Genomic DNA, 13,989 nt, shown 5'->3' on the forward strand with positions numbered 1-13,989 from the left:
AAATTTCTTTCCGGCATCCGTCTAACAACTGGTTCAAACCACTCGCTTCGCTCACTGGGACGGGCTAAAGCCCGCCCCTTAACCAAGCGTTAGCCGATAAATCAAGTTAACAAGAGTAAATCATGAAGAAATTAACACTTTATACCACCTGCATGCTCTTAATTTCAGGCTGCACAAATAGAGCCTATATCGAGCCAACAGAACCTCATGCTGCCACTCTTGAATTTGTGAACAGGATTGACAATCCGGATTTATTTTATAGCGCATTTACATATAAAGACATAAAGCAGTGCACCAATCGTCAAAATGTGGCATTTATGTCCAAGGAGAAAAATAAAACAGTAAAAATAAAGCCCAGCGAACCTATTGTTATTACCTCGATAATCCCTCAGCCCACAGGGGTAGAGACCATATTATTGGTTGGAGGATTTGGTGCTATTGGTGCTATTGGTGCATTGGCGTCAGGAACAAAATATGGCGAATGCAAGCCAACCCTAGAATTTACACCGAAGGAAAACCATCATTACAAGCTCATGATGAGCACAAATGCAAAAGGCTGTGAGTTTAGCTTTACAGAAATTGATCCCTCTAATAATGCTAATCCAGCCTTTGAATTTGTGGCGCATAAATGGAAGCCGGCATTCACTGAGGATGGCGCGTGGTGTGATTAACAATCAGCAAGGTAGCCCGGATAACACGGGAACCGGAGCGAACTTAATTCTCAACGTAGGGTGGACATCGCGAAGCTTGTCCAACTGTATCGGTGGCAGATTTTTGAGACCGAAGCGACTAAAATACAGGGGGTGCAAAACGCCTCGGGATTTCCACCCTACTTGCTAAGAACAGGGGTATTTCATGACGACCATGAAGGTGGCTTTAACCTGCGGCTGTGGACAGGTAGCTTTGAAGATTCAAGGCAATCCTATAATCAGCGCTGAGTGCCTCTGTAACGATTGCCAGAAAGCAGGGGAATTTCTGCAGTCGCTGCCCGGCGCCCCATCTGTCTTGGATAATAAAGCGGCAACGCGCTTTGTGCTTTACCGAAAGGACAGGGTCTGGTGCGAGAAAGGGCAGTCTCGCTTACGCGAATATCGATTGTCGGAGCATTCCAAAACGCGTCGAGTGGTCGCTACGTGCTGCAATACGCCAATGTTCTTGGATTTCACCAATGGTCATTGGTTGAGCCTGTACGGAGGTCTATGGCCTGTGGAGGCGTTGCCCGCACTGGAAATAAGAACGATGACCCGCGATCGCCCCAAGGGGGTCAAACTTGCCGATGACGTGCCCAACCCCAGCACCCACACAATTTCCTTTTTCGCAAAGCTCTTTGGCTCCTGGGCTGCCATGCGCTTTCGCACACCCAGGGTGGACTTCGTCAATGGCGATTTGAATGCGTCATGATTCCGATGCGTCTCAGGTACCTATCACCGAATTAAACACGGTATGCGATGGCTTGAATTGGAACATAGGCGGGGTCCAACAGGGCGCTTCAGCAAGGTAGCCCGGATAACACCAAGGAACCTGAGTGAACTTAATTCCCAACGTAGGGAGAACATCGCTAAGCTTGTCCACCTTTAATGGCGCGCCCCATTGAGACGGATGCATATAAAATATAACGCTGGAAAACGCTTCGCGATTTCTATCCTAATTTCCTCGTCCACCACGCCACAATCAGCAATATCTCGGTCTAGACTGATCTGCCTCACAAATGTACTCGAAACCACAGTGCACTATGGACCCTGATAGCATCTCGGCCTCATTAGGCGATGAAACGATACTACTAAGCGAGAAGAAGCTGGCCGCCATAGAGGTCAAGATCCAAAAAACAAACGTAGAACTTAACTCCCCCACCATAGAAAAGGAATTCGTCATGTTAAAAAAACTCCTAAAATCAAAATACAAAGCGCTACCACCTGCAGAAAAATTCAAAAGAAACCTCATAGGGGTCGCAGTTTGGATAGCAGCTTCGTTAGTCGGCTTGCTTATTTTCAAGTCGGGCTCAGGGCTTCTAGGGTTGTCAGTAATCTTTATCGGCGCCATCGGTATAATCGACTCTGCAATAAGGGCCCTGATAAATCTTGTAAGAGCCAAAAAGCAAAGTGGCGCCCTGCCACAGTGAGTTGAATCTATTGACTCAAGCTACCAGTGATAGAAAAGGCGGCCATTTGAGGCTCAGTTACAGGCTGGCGGTAAAGAAGTCGAAGCCAGACCAGCCGAAGCGCCGGCGCACTTTGGTCCTCCCCGGCCGTCGCTGCTCCGGCGCAGACCAGGCCTCGGCGCTTCACACGCATCTATCCGCTTCGCTGCGCCACCAATGGGAGACGACAGCATGTTCGACCACCTTGGTTTTGGAGTCACGAACCTCGCCGAGAGCAAGGCGTTCTTTCTCAACGCGCTGCGCCCATTGGGTGTATCGGTAGCCATGGAAAGCCCCTACGGCGTTGGCCTGGGACGTGGCGGCAAGCCGTCGATGTGGCTGCACGAAACGACGGAGGTGCCTGCGCGTCTGCACATTGCCATTGCGGCCGACACGCGCGCCGAGGTCGATGCCTTCTACAGCGCGGCCCTCGCCGCTGGCGGGAGAGACAATGGAGCACCGGGGTTACGGCCGCACTACCATCCGAACTACTACGCGGCCTTCGTCATCGGCCCCGACGGTCACAACATCGAGGCTGTCTGCCACAAGGCGGCGCAGGACGTACTGGCAGGGCAGCCCAAGTGACAGCGGAATCTGCGCGATCTCCAATCTCGACGTGGGGTGGACATCGCGAAGCTTGTCCACCGTGTTCGCCGGGACCTGAACTCGACGCGAAATCCGCAGGGTAACCTTCACCCTGCGGAGCAGCCCTCCCTACCTCACTTCGCGTTCAGCGCGGCGTCCACCACACCCTGGGCTTCCTGGACCAAGGCGCGCAGGTGGGCGTCGTCGCGGAAGCTTTCGGCGTAGATCTTGTAGACGTCCTCGGTGCCGGACGGGCGCGCGGCGAACCAGCCGCCGGCGGTGGCGACCTTGATGCCGCCGATGGCCGCGTTGTTGCCCGGCGCGGTGTTGCGCACGCTTTCCACGGCGTCGCCGGCCAGCTGGGTCTGGGTGATCTGCAGCGGGTCGAGTTTGGACAGCGCCTGCTTCTGCGCGGTGTCGGCCTTGGCGTCGACGCGGGTGGCGAAGACTTCGCCCAGCTCGTCGCACAGCGCACGGTACAGCACGCCGGGATCGCGACCGGTGCGCGCGGTCATCTCGGCGGCCAGCAGCGCCGGCGCGAGGCCGTCCTTGTCGGTGGTCCACACGCTGCCATCGCGACGCAGGAAGGAGGCGCCGGCGCTCTCCTCGCCGACGAAGCCGAGCGAGCCGTCGTAGAGGCCGTCGACGAACCATTTGAAGCCCACCGGCACTTCGTACACCGAGCGGCCCAGGCGCTTGGCGACGCGGTCGATCATCGCGCTGCTGACCAGGGTCTTGCCCACCGCCGCGCCCTGTTGCCAGTCCGGGCGATTGCGGAACAGGTAGTCGACCATCACGCTGAGGTAGTGGTTGGGCGGCATCAGGCCGACGCTGGGCGTGACGATGCCGTGGCGGTCGTGGTCGGTGTCGCAGGCGAAGGCGACGTCGTACTTGTCCTTCAGCGCGATCAGCGAATTCATCGCGTGCGGCGAGGACGGGTCCATGCGGATCTGCCCGTCCCAGTCCAGGCTCATGAAGGCGAACTGCGGGTCGACCTGCTGGCTGACCACGTCCAGCTCGATGCGGTAGTGCTCGGCGATGCGCGCCCAGTAGCTCACGCCCGCGCCGCCCAGCGGGTCGACACCCAGGCGCAGGCCTGAGCCGCGGATCACGTCGAAGTCGATCACGTTGCCGATGTCGGCCACGTAGGCACCGAGGAAGTCGTACTCGCGAGTGGTGGACGCCTGGCGCGCCTGCTCCAGCGAGACGCGCTTGACGCCGTCGAGCCTGGCCATGAGCAGCGCGTTGGCGCGGGTCTGCACCCAGCCGGTGATGGCGGTGTCGGCCGGGCCGCCATTCGGCGGGTTGTACTTGAAGCCGCCGTGCTCCGGCGGGTTGTGCGACGGGGTGATGACGATGCCGTCGGCCAGCCCGGTGGTGCGGCCGCGGTTGTAGACCAGGATCGCCTGGGAAATCGCCGGCGTCGGGGTGAATTCGCCGCCCGCGGAAACCATCACCTGCACGCCGTTGGCGGCCAGCACTTCCAGCGCGTTGTCCAGCGCCGGCGCCGACAGCGCGTGGGTGTCGGCGCCGATGAACAGCGGGCCGTCGATGCCCACGCTGGCGCGGTATTCGCAGATCGCCTGGGTGATCGCGAGGATGTGCCACTCGTTGAAACTGCGCGCGAAGGCGATGCCGCGGTGCCCGGAGGTGCCGAAGGACACGCGCTGCGCGGGCGTCTCCGCATCCGGGCGCAGGTCGACATAGGCCGCCAGCAGTTTGTCGACGTCGACCAGGGCCGATTTCGGAGCCGGTCCACCGGCCAGAGGGCTGAGATTTTGGGTCATGTTTCCCGTCGCTGTATGTAAGGTAGAAAGAACATCTGCGCCGACGCATCCGTTGCGCGTGGACAGGCGAAGTATGCTGCGAGCCGCGAAAACTTCCCCGAAAAAAAGCACACCGATCGTAGGGGCGCCTGCGGCTGTCGAGTCTCCGACCCGACAGCGCGCGACATGTTCAGTGCGCCGGTGCCGCGATTGGGGGATTTGGCGCCCGGGTGCACGCCCCGGGCTCTGCGCTTCGGAAAGCTTGAGGCAGCAGTCAGGCAAGCAACCGGCAGGCGCTGACACCCGCGTCGCCCGCGCGCTAACCTGCACGCCTATCGTTTTCGGCCAGCCCCCATGTTCGGCATCCACGACCTTCCGCTCTTCATCGTTTCCGGCCTGCTGCTGAACATGCTGCCCGGGCCGGATTCGCTGTTGATCCTGTCGCGCAGCGCGGCGCAGGGCTGGCGCGCCGGGTCAGTGGCCTCGTTCGGGGTGGGCGCGGGGATTTTCGTGCATGTGCTGGCGGCGGCGCTGGGCTTGTCCGCGCTGCTGGCGACCTCCGCCACCGCGTTCGCGCTGGTGAAGTACGCGGGCGCGGCCTACCTGCTGTACGTCGGCATCGGCCTGCTGCTGAGCAAGGCTCCCGCCGAGAGAGCATTCCAGGCCGCGCTGCCGGCCTTGCCGTACCGACGGATTTTTCTGCAGGGCTTCCTGACCAACGCGCTGAACCCGAAGGTGGCGCTCTTCTTCCTCGCCTTCGTGCCGCAGTTCATCGCGCCCGACTCGACCGACAAGGCGCTGGCATTCGTCCTGCTCGGTTGCCTGTTCAACCTCAACGGCATGCTCTGGTGCCACCTGCTGGTGGTCGTCGCGGCCTATGCCGGCCGGCGCGTGAAAGCCACCGCCGCGCAGGCGCGGTGGCTCAATCGGGCGGTGGGAGGGTTCTTCGTCGGGCTCGGCCTGAAGCTGGCGCTGAGCCCGCGCAGCTGAGCGGTCCGGCGCCTAGGCCACCCGGCGGAACAGCATCGCGAGCAGTTGCTGCAACGGGCTGTCATGGCCGTACACCTCGGCCAGCAACGCCTCGGCGCGCTGGATGTGGCCGCGCAACCGGTGCCGCGCGGCTTCGTGGCCGAGCACGCTGACCAGGGTCGACTTGCCCTGATCCTTGCCGCAATCCTTGCCCAGGCTCTGCACGTCGGCCTCGCAATCGCCGAGGTCGTCGAGCAGCTGGAACGCCTGGCCCAGCTCGACGGCGAAATCGCGCAGCACCGTGCGCACCGGTTCGCCGGCCTGGGCGACCTGCGTGGCCATGTCCAGCGCCGCGCCGAACAGCGCGCCGGTCTTCAGGTGGTTGGTCCCGGCGATATCGCTGGCCGGGCGCTGGCGGCTGCCGTCGTGCAGGTCCTGATACTGGCCACGCACCAGGCCCTGCGCACCCACCGCGTCGGACAGCGCGGCGACCAGGTTGGTCTTCAGCAACGGCGGCAGGCCCTGCACCGCCACCAGCGTGCGGAACGCCTGGCTGAGCAGCGCGACGGCGGCCAGCATGGCCACGTCCTCGCCGTAGCGCACGTGCACGGTGGGCTGGCCACGGCGCAACTGGGCGTCGTCCATGCAGGGCATGTCGTCGAGCACCAGCGAGGCGGCGTGGACCATCTCCACCGCGCAGCCAAGATCGATCAACGCCTCAGAGGTGTGCCCGAGCCCCTGCGCGGCGAGCACCAGCATCAGCGGGCGGACGCGCTTGCCCGGCGACAGCACGGACGCGTGCATGGCCACGCCGATCAGGTCTTCGCCACCTTGCGGCAGTGGCACCAGCTGGTTCAGCCGACGCTCCACCTGCTCGCGCAACGAGGCGAGATCACCGGCGGAAATGTCGCAGCGCGACGGCACTAATGAGGTTGCCATGAGTCAAGAGAGCTCCAGCCTGCGCGACGGACAGGGTCGCGGTTCGTGTGACGAAGCAAAGTGTTGTACAACTTTAGTACAGAAGCTGTACAACTTAAAAGACCTGCAAGACCCTGCCCGAAACCGAGGAAACCTGATGGCCGAAGGCGAACTGTCGGCACGCAAGAACGATCATCTGGACATCGTGCTCGATCCGGCCAGGGCCAAGTCGCGTGCCGACAACGGCCTGGCCGCCATCGTCTTCGAACACTGCGCGCTCCCCGAACTCCATCTCGACGAGATCGACCTGCGCAGCACGCTGTTCGACAAAGCATTGAGTGCGCCGTTGCTGATCAGTTCGATGACCGGCGGCGCGGCGCGTGCCGCGCGGATCAATCTGCACCTCGCCGAAGCCGCCCAGGAGCTCGGCATCGCCCTCGGCGTGGGCTCCCAGCGCATCGCCCTGGAGAGTGACGCCGACCAGGGCCTGACCCGCCAGCTGCGGCGACTGGCACCGGACATCGCGCTGCTGGCGAACTTCGGCGCGGCGCAGCTGGTGGCCGGTTTCGGCCTGGAGCAGGCGCGCCGCGCGGTGGACATGCTCGACGCCGACGCCCTGATCATTCACCTCAACCCGTTGCAGGAAGCCGTGCAGCGCGGCGGCGACCGCGACTGGCGCGGTGTGCTGGCGGCCATCGAACAGCTGGCACGGCGTCTCGAAGTACCGCTGGTGGTGAAGGAAGTCGGTGCCGGCATCAGCGCCGATGTGGCGCGGCGGCTGGTGGACGCCGGCGTCGCCGCCATCGACGTGGCCGGCGTCGGCGGCACCAGCTGGGCCGCGGTGGAAGCCGAGCGTGCGCACACACCGGCGCAGCGCGCCATCGCCAGCGCCTTCACCGACTGGGGCATCCCCACCGCCGAGGCGATAGTCGCCGTGCGCGCGGCCTGCCCGAACAGCCTGCTGATCGCGTCCGGCGGGATTCGCGACGGCGTCGACGTGGCCAAGGCGCTCCGCCTGGGCGCCGACTTCGCCGGTCAGGCGGCCGCCGTGCTGCACGGCGCCACGCGCTCCAGCGCCGCGGTGGTCGAGCATTTCCACACCGTGATCGCGCAGCTGCGCGTCGCCTGCTTCTGCACCGGCTCGCGCGACCTGGCTGCCCTGCGCCAGGCGCCGCTGCTGCCCCGCGGCGCGGCACGGCGATGAGGCGCCCGGCGCGAGCATGAGCCATTTCGCGGTCATCGCCCCGCCCTTCACCAGCCATTTCCGTGCCCTGGAAGCGCTCGCCGGCAGCCTGATCGCGCGCGGCCATCGGGTGACCTTCGTCCATCAGCAGGATGCCGGCGCGCTGCTGCGCGATCCGCGCGTCGGTTTCGCCAGCGTCGGCGCCGTCTCGCACCCTGTCGGTTCGCTGCGCCATACCGTGGCGCTGGCCGCGCGGCCGGGCGGCGTCAACGGCCTGCGCCGAGTGATCCTCGACCTGGCCAGGACCACCGACATGCTCTGCCGCGAGGCGCCGGCCGTGCTCCGCGAGCTGGGCGTCGACGCGCTGCTCGCCGACCAGATGGAAGCCGCTGGCGGGCTGATCGCCGAACACCTGAAGCTGCCTTACGTGTCGATCGCCTGCGCGTTACCGGTCAACCGCGAGCCGCGCCTGCCGCTGCCGGTGATGCCCTGGGGCTACGCCGATTCGCCGCAGGGCGAGAACCTCAATCGGGGCAGCAGCCAGGTCTACGACCTGTTGATGCGTCCGCACGCGCGGGTGATCGCCGGGCACGCCGAGCGCTTCGGCCTGGCGCCGCGCCAGGCGCTGCACGAGTGCCTGTCGCCCTACGCGCAGATCAGCCAGACCACCGCCGCCTTCGACTTCCCACGGCAGCAGGCGCCGGCGCAGTTCCACGCCGTCGGGCCGCTGCGTGGCGCCGAGGAAGAAGCACCGTTGCAGATACCGCTGGCGACGCGCCGGCCGTTCGTCTTCGCCTCGCTGGGCACCCTGCAGGGAGGACGTTTCGGCCTGTTCCAGCGGATCGTCCGCGCCTGCGCCGAGCAGGACGTGCAACTGCTGCTGGCGCATTGCGGCGGGCTGAATACCGTGCAGGAGCGCGTGCTGGAAGGCCTGGGCGCGACCTGGGTCACCGACTTCGCCCCGCAGCGCGCCGCCCTCGCCCGCGCCGACGCGGTGATCACCCACGCCGGGCTGAACACGGTGATGGACGCCCTCGCCGCCGGCGTGCCGATGCTCGCCGTGCCGATCGCCTTCGACCAGCCCGGCGTGGCCGCCCGCGTGCTGCACGCCGGCGCCGGCCTGCGGCTGTTCCCGCAACTGGCCAGCCGGTCCGGCATCGGCCGCACGCTGCGCCAGCTGCTCGACGAGCCACGCTTCGCCGCCAATGCCGCGCGGGTCGGCGCCAGCCTGGCGCAGGCCGGTGGCGTCGAGCGCGCCGCGGATATCGTCGAGGCGGTGGTGCGCAGCGGCCAACCGGTGGAGCGCGCCGATGCCACCTGACTACGACCTGATCCTGGTCGGCGGCGGCCTGGCCAACGGCCTGATCGCCTGGCGCCTGGCCGACGCCCGCCCGGAGCTGCGCGTACTTCTGCTGGAACAGGGCGAGAGCCTGGGCGGCAACCACACCTGGTCGTTCCACGAGGGCGACCTGGACGGCACGCAGCGGCAATGGCTGGCGCCGCTCGTCGCGCATCGCTGGGACGCCTACGAGGTGATCTTCCCGGCACGCCGGCGGCGCCTGCACAGCGGCTATGCCTCGATCACCTCGCAACGCTTCGACGAATGCCTGCGGGCGCGCCTCGGCGCCTCCCTGCAGCTCAGCGCCAAGGTAGCTTCGCTGACTCCCAGCGACGTGCAGCTGAGCAGCGGCGAAACCCTGCGCGCCCACGCGGTGATCGACGGCCGCGGCCCGGCGGACAGCCCGCACCTGGCGCTGGGCTACCAGAAATTCCTCGGTCAGGAAGTCCGCCTGAGCGAGCCGCACGGCCTGGATGCGCCCATCGTGATGGACGCCAGCGTCGCCCAGCACGACGGCTATCGGTTCGTCTACGTACTGCCGTTCGGTGCAGACCGCCTGCTCATCGAGGACACCCGCTACGCCGATGGCGACGACCTCGACGACGCCGCGCTGCGCGGGCAGATCGCCGACTACGCCGCGAGCCGCGGCTGGCGCATCGCCGAGCGACTGCGCGAGGAGCGCGGCGTGCTACCCATCGTCCTGTGCGGCGATATCGACGCGTTCTGGCTCAGCGCCAGCGGGCAACCGCGCAGCGGCCTCGCCGCCGGATTGTTCCACCCCACCACCGGTTACTCGCTGGCCTATGCGGTGCGCCTGGCCGACCACATCGCCCGCCTGCAAAACCTCGAGGCGAGCGCGCTGTCCACTTCGATCGAGGCGTTCGCCCGCCAGCAATGGCGGCGCCAGGGCTTCTTCCGCCTGCTCAACCGCATGCTCTTCCTGGCCGGCGAACCGGCCAATCGGTGGAAGGTCATGCAGCGTTTCTATGGCCTCTCCGAAGGACTGATCCAGCGCTTCTACGCCGGGCACCCGCGCCTGGCGGACAAGCTGCGCATCCTCAGCGGCAAACCGCCCGTCCCCCTCGGCGAGGCGCTGCACGCCGCGCGTGCCGACGATCTGCACAGACACAGGAAGCACTCATGATTCAGGGAAAACGCGCCGTGGTGATCGGCGCCGGTTTCGGTGGCCTGGCGCTGGCCATCCGCCTGCAGGCCGCCGGCATCCACACGACGCTGCTGGAGAAACGCGACAGGCCGGGCGGCCGCGCCTACGTCTACGAAGACCAGGGCTTCGTCTTCGACGCCGGCCCTACGGTGATCACCGACCCTTCGGCGCTGGAGGAGCTGTTCAGCATCGCCGGCAAGCGCCTGGCCGATTACGTCGAGCTGCTGCCGGTGGCGCCCTTCTACCGGCTCTGCTGGGAGGACGGCTTCGCCTTCGACTACGCCAACGACCAGGCCGATCTGGACCGCCAGATCCACGCGCGCAACCCCGCCGATGTCGAGGGCTACCGGCGCTTCCTGGCGTATTCCAGGGCGGTGTTCGAGGAGGGTTACCTGAAGCTCGGCACAGTGCCGTTCCTGTCCTTTCGCAGCATGATCCAGGCCGGCCCGCAGCTCGCGCGGCTGCAGGCGTGGAAGAGCGTGTACAGCATGGTCGCGCGCTTCATCGAGGACGAGCAGTTGCGCCAGGCGTTCTCCTTCCACTCGCTGCTGGTGGGCGGCAACCCGTTCGCCACCTCGTCGATCTATGCGCTGATCCACGCGCTGGAGCGCGAGTGGGGCGTGTGGTTTCCGCGCGGCGGCACCGGCGCCCTGGTGGACGGCATGGTGCGGTTGTTCCAGGATCTGGGCGGGACGCTGGAACTGAACGCGCCGGTGCAACGCCTGGAGACCTCCGGCGAGCGCATCACCGCGGCAATCTGCGCCGACGGCCGCCGCTTCGAGGCCGACGCCGTGGCCTCCAACGCCGACGTGGTACACACCTACAAGGCGCTGCTCGGGCACCATCCACGCGGTATCGACGAAGGCCGGCGCCTGCAGAAGAAGCGCTTCAGCATGTCGCTGTTCGTCATCTACTTCGGCCTGCGGCGCCAGCATCCGGGGCTGCAGCACCACACCGTGTGCTTCGGCCCGCGCTACCGCGAGCTGATCGCGGAAATCTTCGCGGGCGCCGAGCTGGCCGAGGATTTCTCCCTGTACCTGCACGCGCCCTGCGTCACCGACCCTTCGCTGGCGCCCGAAGGCTGCGCCGCCCACTACGTGCTGGCGCCGGTGCCACACCTGGGCAACGCCGACATCGACTGGACGGTGCAGGGGCCGCTGTACCGCGAGCGGATCTTCGAATACCTCGAGCGCCATTACATCCCCGGCCTGCGCGAGGACCTGGTTACCAGTCGCATCTTCACCCCGCTGGATTTCCGCGACGAACTCAACGCGCACCTTGGCTCGGCGTTCTCGCTGGAGCCGATCCTCACCCAGAGCGCCTGGTTCCGCCCGCACAACCGCGACGACCGTATCGACAACCTCTACATCGTCGGCGCCGGCACCCACCCCGGCGCCGGCGTGCCGGGCGTGGTCGGCTCGGCCAAGGCCACTGCCGGACTGATGATCGGGGACGCCGGCCGATGACCGACGCGCTGCTCGACCACGCCGAGCGCAGCATCGCCGTCGGCTCGAAGAGCTTCGCCGCCGCCAGCCGGCTGTTCGACGCCGATACCCGGCGCAGCGCGGTGATGCTCTACGCCTGGTGCCGGCATTGCGACGACGTGATCGACGGCCAGCAACTGGGTTTCGGCCAGCAGCCCAGCGACACACCCGCCAGCCGGGCGCGCCTCGAACAGCTGCTCGCCGCCACCCAGGCGCTGTACGCCGGCGCCGCGCCGAGCGAGCCGGCGTTCGCCGCGCTGGGCCAGGTGGTCGCCCAGCACGGCATTCCGCAGCGCTATCCGCTGGAGCACCTGGCGGGCTTTCGCATGGACGTGGAGCAGCGCCGCTATCAGCGGTTCGAGGACACCCTGGAGTACTGCTACCACGTCGCGGGAGTGGTCGGCGTGATGATGGCGATGCTGATGGGCGTGCGCGATGAGCAGGTACTGGACCACGCCTGCGACCTGGGCATGGCCTTCCAGCTGACCAACATCGCCCGCGACATCGTCGAGGATGCCGGTGCCGGGCGCGTGTATCTGCCGGAGCAGTGGCTGGCGGAACTCGGCGTGGCGCCGGACCAGCTCGCCGCCCCACGGTACCGCGCGGCCATCGCCCAGCTCGCCCAGCGTCTGGTGATGGCCGCGGAACCCTACTACGCCTCGGCGGCCCAGGGCCTCGCCGCCCTGCCGCTGCGCTCGGCCTGGGCGATCGCCACCGCACGCGGCGTGTACCGGCAGATCGGCGTGAAGGTGCAGGCGCGCGGCGCCCATGCATGGGACCGACGCGTATCCACCAGCCGCCTGGACAAGCTGCGCCTGGTCGGCCTCGGCGGCCTGCAGGCGCTGGGCTCGCGGGCGATCACCCCGCAACCGCGCCCCTCCGACCTGTGGACCCGCCCCCGCTGACAGCCGATCCAACCGTAGGGTGGGCTTCAGCCCACCGCGACCAGAACCCGCATCTCATGTGCCTCGCGAAAACCCGCCCGGTGGGTTACGGCGCGCGAGGCTACGTGCGGGTTTGCGGAAGTGGGGACGCGCCTAACTCACCTGCGAACTGATCGGTGCGCACGGCGCACCCTACGAAACCGCGCCCGCCCGATGAACCGGCATCGTCGGCGGCCGTAGGGTGCGCCATGCGCACCAGATCGCGTGCTACCGGTGCGTCCGCTTCGCGTTCTGCGCCCACGCCACGTCGCTCGGCCTAATCGCCGGAGCGCTCGTCCGCGCGGTCCAGGCGGCCACCGTGCAGGCGTTGCAGCTCGGCCTTGAGGGTCTTTACCGAAGGTGCGTAGAGGAAGCCGAACGACACGCAGCCCTCGCGCCCTTCCACTGCGTGGTGCATGCGATGCGCCTGGTAGAGGCGCTTGAGATAGCCGCGGCGCGGCACGTAGCGTAACGGCCAGCGCCGGTGCACCAGGCCGTCGTGGGCGAGAAAGTAGAGAAACCCGTAGAGGGTCATCCCGGCGCCGATCCACTGCAACGGCCAGCGGCCGGCGGTGCCGAGGGCGATCAGCACGATCGCCAGGGACGCGAAGACCAGCGCATAGAGGTCGTTCTTCTCGAACCAGCCCTGCCGGGGCTCGTGGTGCGAGCGGTGCCAGCCCCAGCCCCAGCCGTGCATCACGTACTTGTGCGACACCCAGGAGACTCCCTCCATCAGCACGACGGTGATCAGGACGATGAGGCTGTTGAGCAGGAAGGACATGCGCAGGGATTCGCGAAAGGGGCCTGACGCCAGTCTACGTCAAGCCGCCGTTCGCGGAACGCGCGGCGGGCGCCGCGCATCGGCTGGGCCGCGATCAGGTCTTCGGCAGGGTGACGCCGGTCTGGCCCTGGTACTTGCCGCCACGGTCGCGGTAGGAGACTTCGCACGCCTCGTCGGACTGCAGGAAGAGCATCTGCGCAACGCCCTCGTTGGCGTAGATCTTGGCCGGCAGGGTGGTGGTGTTGGAGAACTCCAGGGTCACGTGGCCTTCCCACTCGGGTTCCAGCGGAGTGACGTTGACGATGATCCCGCAGCGCGCGTAGGTGCTCTTGCCCAGGCAGATGGTCAGCACATCGCGCGGGATGCGGAAGTACTCGACGGTGCGCGCCAGGGCGAAGGAGTTCGGCGGGATGATGCAGACGTCGCTCTTGATGTCGACGAAGCTCTTCTCGTCGAAGTTCTTCGGGTCGACGACCGCCGAATGGATGTTGGTGAACACCTTGAATTCGTCGGCGCAGCGCACGTCGTAGCCGTAGCTGGAGACGCCGTAGGAGATCAGCCGCTCGGCGCCCTCGGTGCGCACCTGGCGCTCGACGAAAGGCTCGATCATGCCGTGCTCCTGGGCCATGCGGCGAATCCACTTGTCCGATTTGATGCTCATGGCGGGGGTCCTGGCTGGCTGGAACGGGGCGCACATCTTACCGGTCAGCGGCCCGCCGATGAAAGTGGCCCGTCCGAT

14 protein-coding genes are annotated in these 13,989 nt (G+C 65.9%); 10 read left to right on the top strand and 4 right to left on the bottom strand.

The features are described 5' to 3' along the window. Positions 1 to 122: 122 nt before the first annotated feature. The 4 genes from BLV15_RS21870 to BLV15_RS11805 all read left to right on the top strand — a co-directional run bounded on the left by BLV15_RS21870 (position 123) and on the right by BLV15_RS11805 (position 2,722). Complete coding sequence (locus BLV15_RS21870; RefSeq protein WP_139210716.1) at positions 123 to 671, top strand: hypothetical protein; 549 nt, start codon at positions 123 to 125, stop codon at positions 669 to 671. A gap of 184 nt (positions 672 to 855) precedes the next feature. Continuing rightward, positions 856 to 1,401, top strand: a complete 546-nt coding sequence (locus BLV15_RS11800; protein ID WP_217632889.1) for a GFA family protein — start codon at positions 856 to 858, stop codon at positions 1,399 to 1,401. 331 nt (positions 1,402 to 1,732) lie between these two features. Continuing rightward, the gene (locus BLV15_RS21875; RefSeq protein WP_139210717.1) at positions 1,733 to 2,119 is read left to right on the top strand and encodes a hypothetical protein; all 387 of its coding nucleotides are present in this window, start codon (positions 1,733 to 1,735) and stop codon (positions 2,117 to 2,119) included. Between the two features lie 210 nt (positions 2,120 to 2,329). Continuing rightward, entirely contained in the window at positions 2,330 to 2,722 is a 393-nt protein-coding gene (locus BLV15_RS11805; RefSeq protein WP_090228286.1) for a VOC family protein, read from the top strand. A gap of 134 nt (positions 2,723 to 2,856) precedes the next feature. Here BLV15_RS11805 and pgm read toward each other — a convergent pair whose 3' ends face one another. Next, on the bottom strand, positions 2,857 to 4,509 hold the full coding sequence (gene pgm, locus BLV15_RS11810; RefSeq protein ID WP_090228289.1) for a phosphoglucomutase (alpha-D-glucose-1,6-bisphosphate-dependent): 1,653 nt from the start codon (positions 4,507 to 4,509) through the stop codon (positions 2,857 to 2,859). Positions 4,510 to 4,842: 333 nt separating this feature from the next. Here pgm and BLV15_RS11815 point away from each other — a divergent pair, with 333 nt between their 5' ends. Continuing rightward, positions 4,843 to 5,478: a LysE family translocator gene (locus BLV15_RS11815; RefSeq protein WP_090228292.1), complete on the top strand. Its 636-nt coding sequence runs from the start codon at positions 4,843 to 4,845 to the stop codon at positions 5,476 to 5,478. Between the two features lie 12 nt (positions 5,479 to 5,490). Here BLV15_RS11815 and BLV15_RS11820 read toward each other — a convergent pair whose 3' ends face one another. Next, positions 5,491 to 6,396, bottom strand: coding sequence for a polyprenyl synthetase family protein (locus BLV15_RS11820; RefSeq protein WP_090228295.1), 906 nt, complete (start codon positions 6,394 to 6,396; stop codon positions 5,491 to 5,493). A gap of 136 nt (positions 6,397 to 6,532) precedes the next feature. Between BLV15_RS11820 and fni the strand changes: the two genes are divergently transcribed. The 5 genes from fni to BLV15_RS11845 are packed head-to-tail and all read left to right on the top strand — an operon-like array spanning position 6,533 to position 12,451. After that, on the top strand, positions 6,533 to 7,579 hold the full coding sequence (gene fni, locus BLV15_RS11825; protein ID WP_090228297.1) for a type 2 isopentenyl-diphosphate Delta-isomerase: 1,047 nt from the start codon (positions 6,533 to 6,535) through the stop codon (positions 7,577 to 7,579). 16 nt (positions 7,580 to 7,595) lie between these two features. Continuing rightward, positions 7,596 to 8,879, top strand: a complete 1,284-nt coding sequence (locus BLV15_RS11830; protein WP_090228300.1) for a glycosyltransferase — start codon at positions 7,596 to 7,598, stop codon at positions 8,877 to 8,879. Further along, on the top strand, positions 8,869 to 10,041 hold the full coding sequence (gene crtY / locus BLV15_RS11835; protein WP_090228303.1) for a lycopene beta-cyclase CrtY: 1,173 nt from the start codon (positions 8,869 to 8,871) through the stop codon (positions 10,039 to 10,041). Before BLV15_RS11830 ends, crtY begins: the two co-directional genes overlap by 11 nt. Next, positions 10,038 to 11,528 carry a phytoene desaturase gene (locus BLV15_RS11840; protein ID WP_090228305.1) on the top strand — a complete coding sequence of 497 codons (1,491 nt, stop codon included), beginning with the start codon at positions 10,038 to 10,040 and terminating at the stop codon, positions 11,526 to 11,528. Before crtY ends, BLV15_RS11840 begins: the two co-directional genes overlap by 4 nt. Then, on the top strand, positions 11,525 to 12,451 hold the full coding sequence (locus BLV15_RS11845) for a phytoene/squalene synthase family protein (protein ID WP_090228308.1): 927 nt from the start codon (positions 11,525 to 11,527) through the stop codon (positions 12,449 to 12,451). The genes BLV15_RS11840 and BLV15_RS11845 overlap by 4 nt, the downstream gene beginning before the upstream one ends. A gap of 295 nt (positions 12,452 to 12,746) precedes the next feature. Here BLV15_RS11845 and BLV15_RS11850 read toward each other — a convergent pair whose 3' ends face one another. Continuing rightward, the gene (locus BLV15_RS11850; RefSeq protein WP_090228311.1) at positions 12,747 to 13,250 is read right to left on the bottom strand and encodes a sterol desaturase family protein; all 504 of its coding nucleotides are present in this window, start codon (positions 13,248 to 13,250) and stop codon (positions 12,747 to 12,749) included. A 94-nt stretch (positions 13,251 to 13,344) separates the two neighbouring features. Further along, the gene (dcd, locus tag BLV15_RS11855; protein WP_090228314.1) at positions 13,345 to 13,911 is read right to left on the bottom strand and encodes a dCTP deaminase; all 567 of its coding nucleotides are present in this window, start codon (positions 13,909 to 13,911) and stop codon (positions 13,345 to 13,347) included. Positions 13,912 to 13,989 lie beyond the last annotated feature (78 nt).

This window comes from Pseudomonas kuykendallii (assembly GCF_900106975.1).
In the GTDB taxonomy this organism is placed as follows: Bacteria; Pseudomonadota; Gammaproteobacteria; order Pseudomonadales; family Pseudomonadaceae; genus Pseudomonas_O; species Pseudomonas_O kuykendallii.

Bases quoted from the DNA above. Each gene is read 5' to 3' on its own strand.
- BLV15_RS21870 (WP_139210716.1), top strand. From the start codon at position 123: ATGAAGAAATTAACACTTTATACCACCTGCATGCTCTTAATTTCAGGC.
- BLV15_RS11800 (WP_217632889.1), top strand. From the start codon at position 856: ATGACGACCATGAAGGTGGCTTTAACCTGCGGCTGTGGACAGGTAGCT.
- BLV15_RS21875 (WP_139210717.1), top strand. From the start codon at position 1,733: ATGGACCCTGATAGCATCTCGGCCTCATTAGGCGATGAAACGATACTA.
- BLV15_RS11805 (WP_090228286.1), top strand. From the start codon at position 2,330: ATGTTCGACCACCTTGGTTTTGGAGTCACGAACCTCGCCGAGAGCAAG.
- pgm (WP_090228289.1), bottom strand. From the start codon at position 4,509: ATGACCCAAAATCTCAGCCCTCTGGCCGGTGGACCGGCTCCGAAATCG.
- BLV15_RS11815 (WP_090228292.1), top strand. From the start codon at position 4,843: ATGTTCGGCATCCACGACCTTCCGCTCTTCATCGTTTCCGGCCTGCTG.
- BLV15_RS11820 (WP_090228295.1), bottom strand. From the start codon at position 6,396: ATGGCAACCTCATTAGTGCCGTCGCGCTGCGACATTTCCGCCGGTGAT.
- fni (WP_090228297.1), top strand. From the start codon at position 6,533: ATGGCCGAAGGCGAACTGTCGGCACGCAAGAACGATCATCTGGACATC.
- BLV15_RS11830 (WP_090228300.1), top strand. From the start codon at position 7,596: ATGAGCCATTTCGCGGTCATCGCCCCGCCCTTCACCAGCCATTTCCGT.
- crtY (WP_090228303.1), top strand. From the start codon at position 8,869: ATGCCACCTGACTACGACCTGATCCTGGTCGGCGGCGGCCTGGCCAAC.
- BLV15_RS11840 (WP_090228305.1), top strand. From the start codon at position 10,038: ATGATTCAGGGAAAACGCGCCGTGGTGATCGGCGCCGGTTTCGGTGGC.
- BLV15_RS11845 (WP_090228308.1), top strand. From the start codon at position 11,525: ATGACCGACGCGCTGCTCGACCACGCCGAGCGCAGCATCGCCGTCGGC.
- BLV15_RS11850 (WP_090228311.1), bottom strand. From the start codon at position 13,250: ATGTCCTTCCTGCTCAACAGCCTCATCGTCCTGATCACCGTCGTGCTG.
- dcd (WP_090228314.1), bottom strand. From the start codon at position 13,911: ATGAGCATCAAATCGGACAAGTGGATTCGCCGCATGGCCCAGGAGCAC.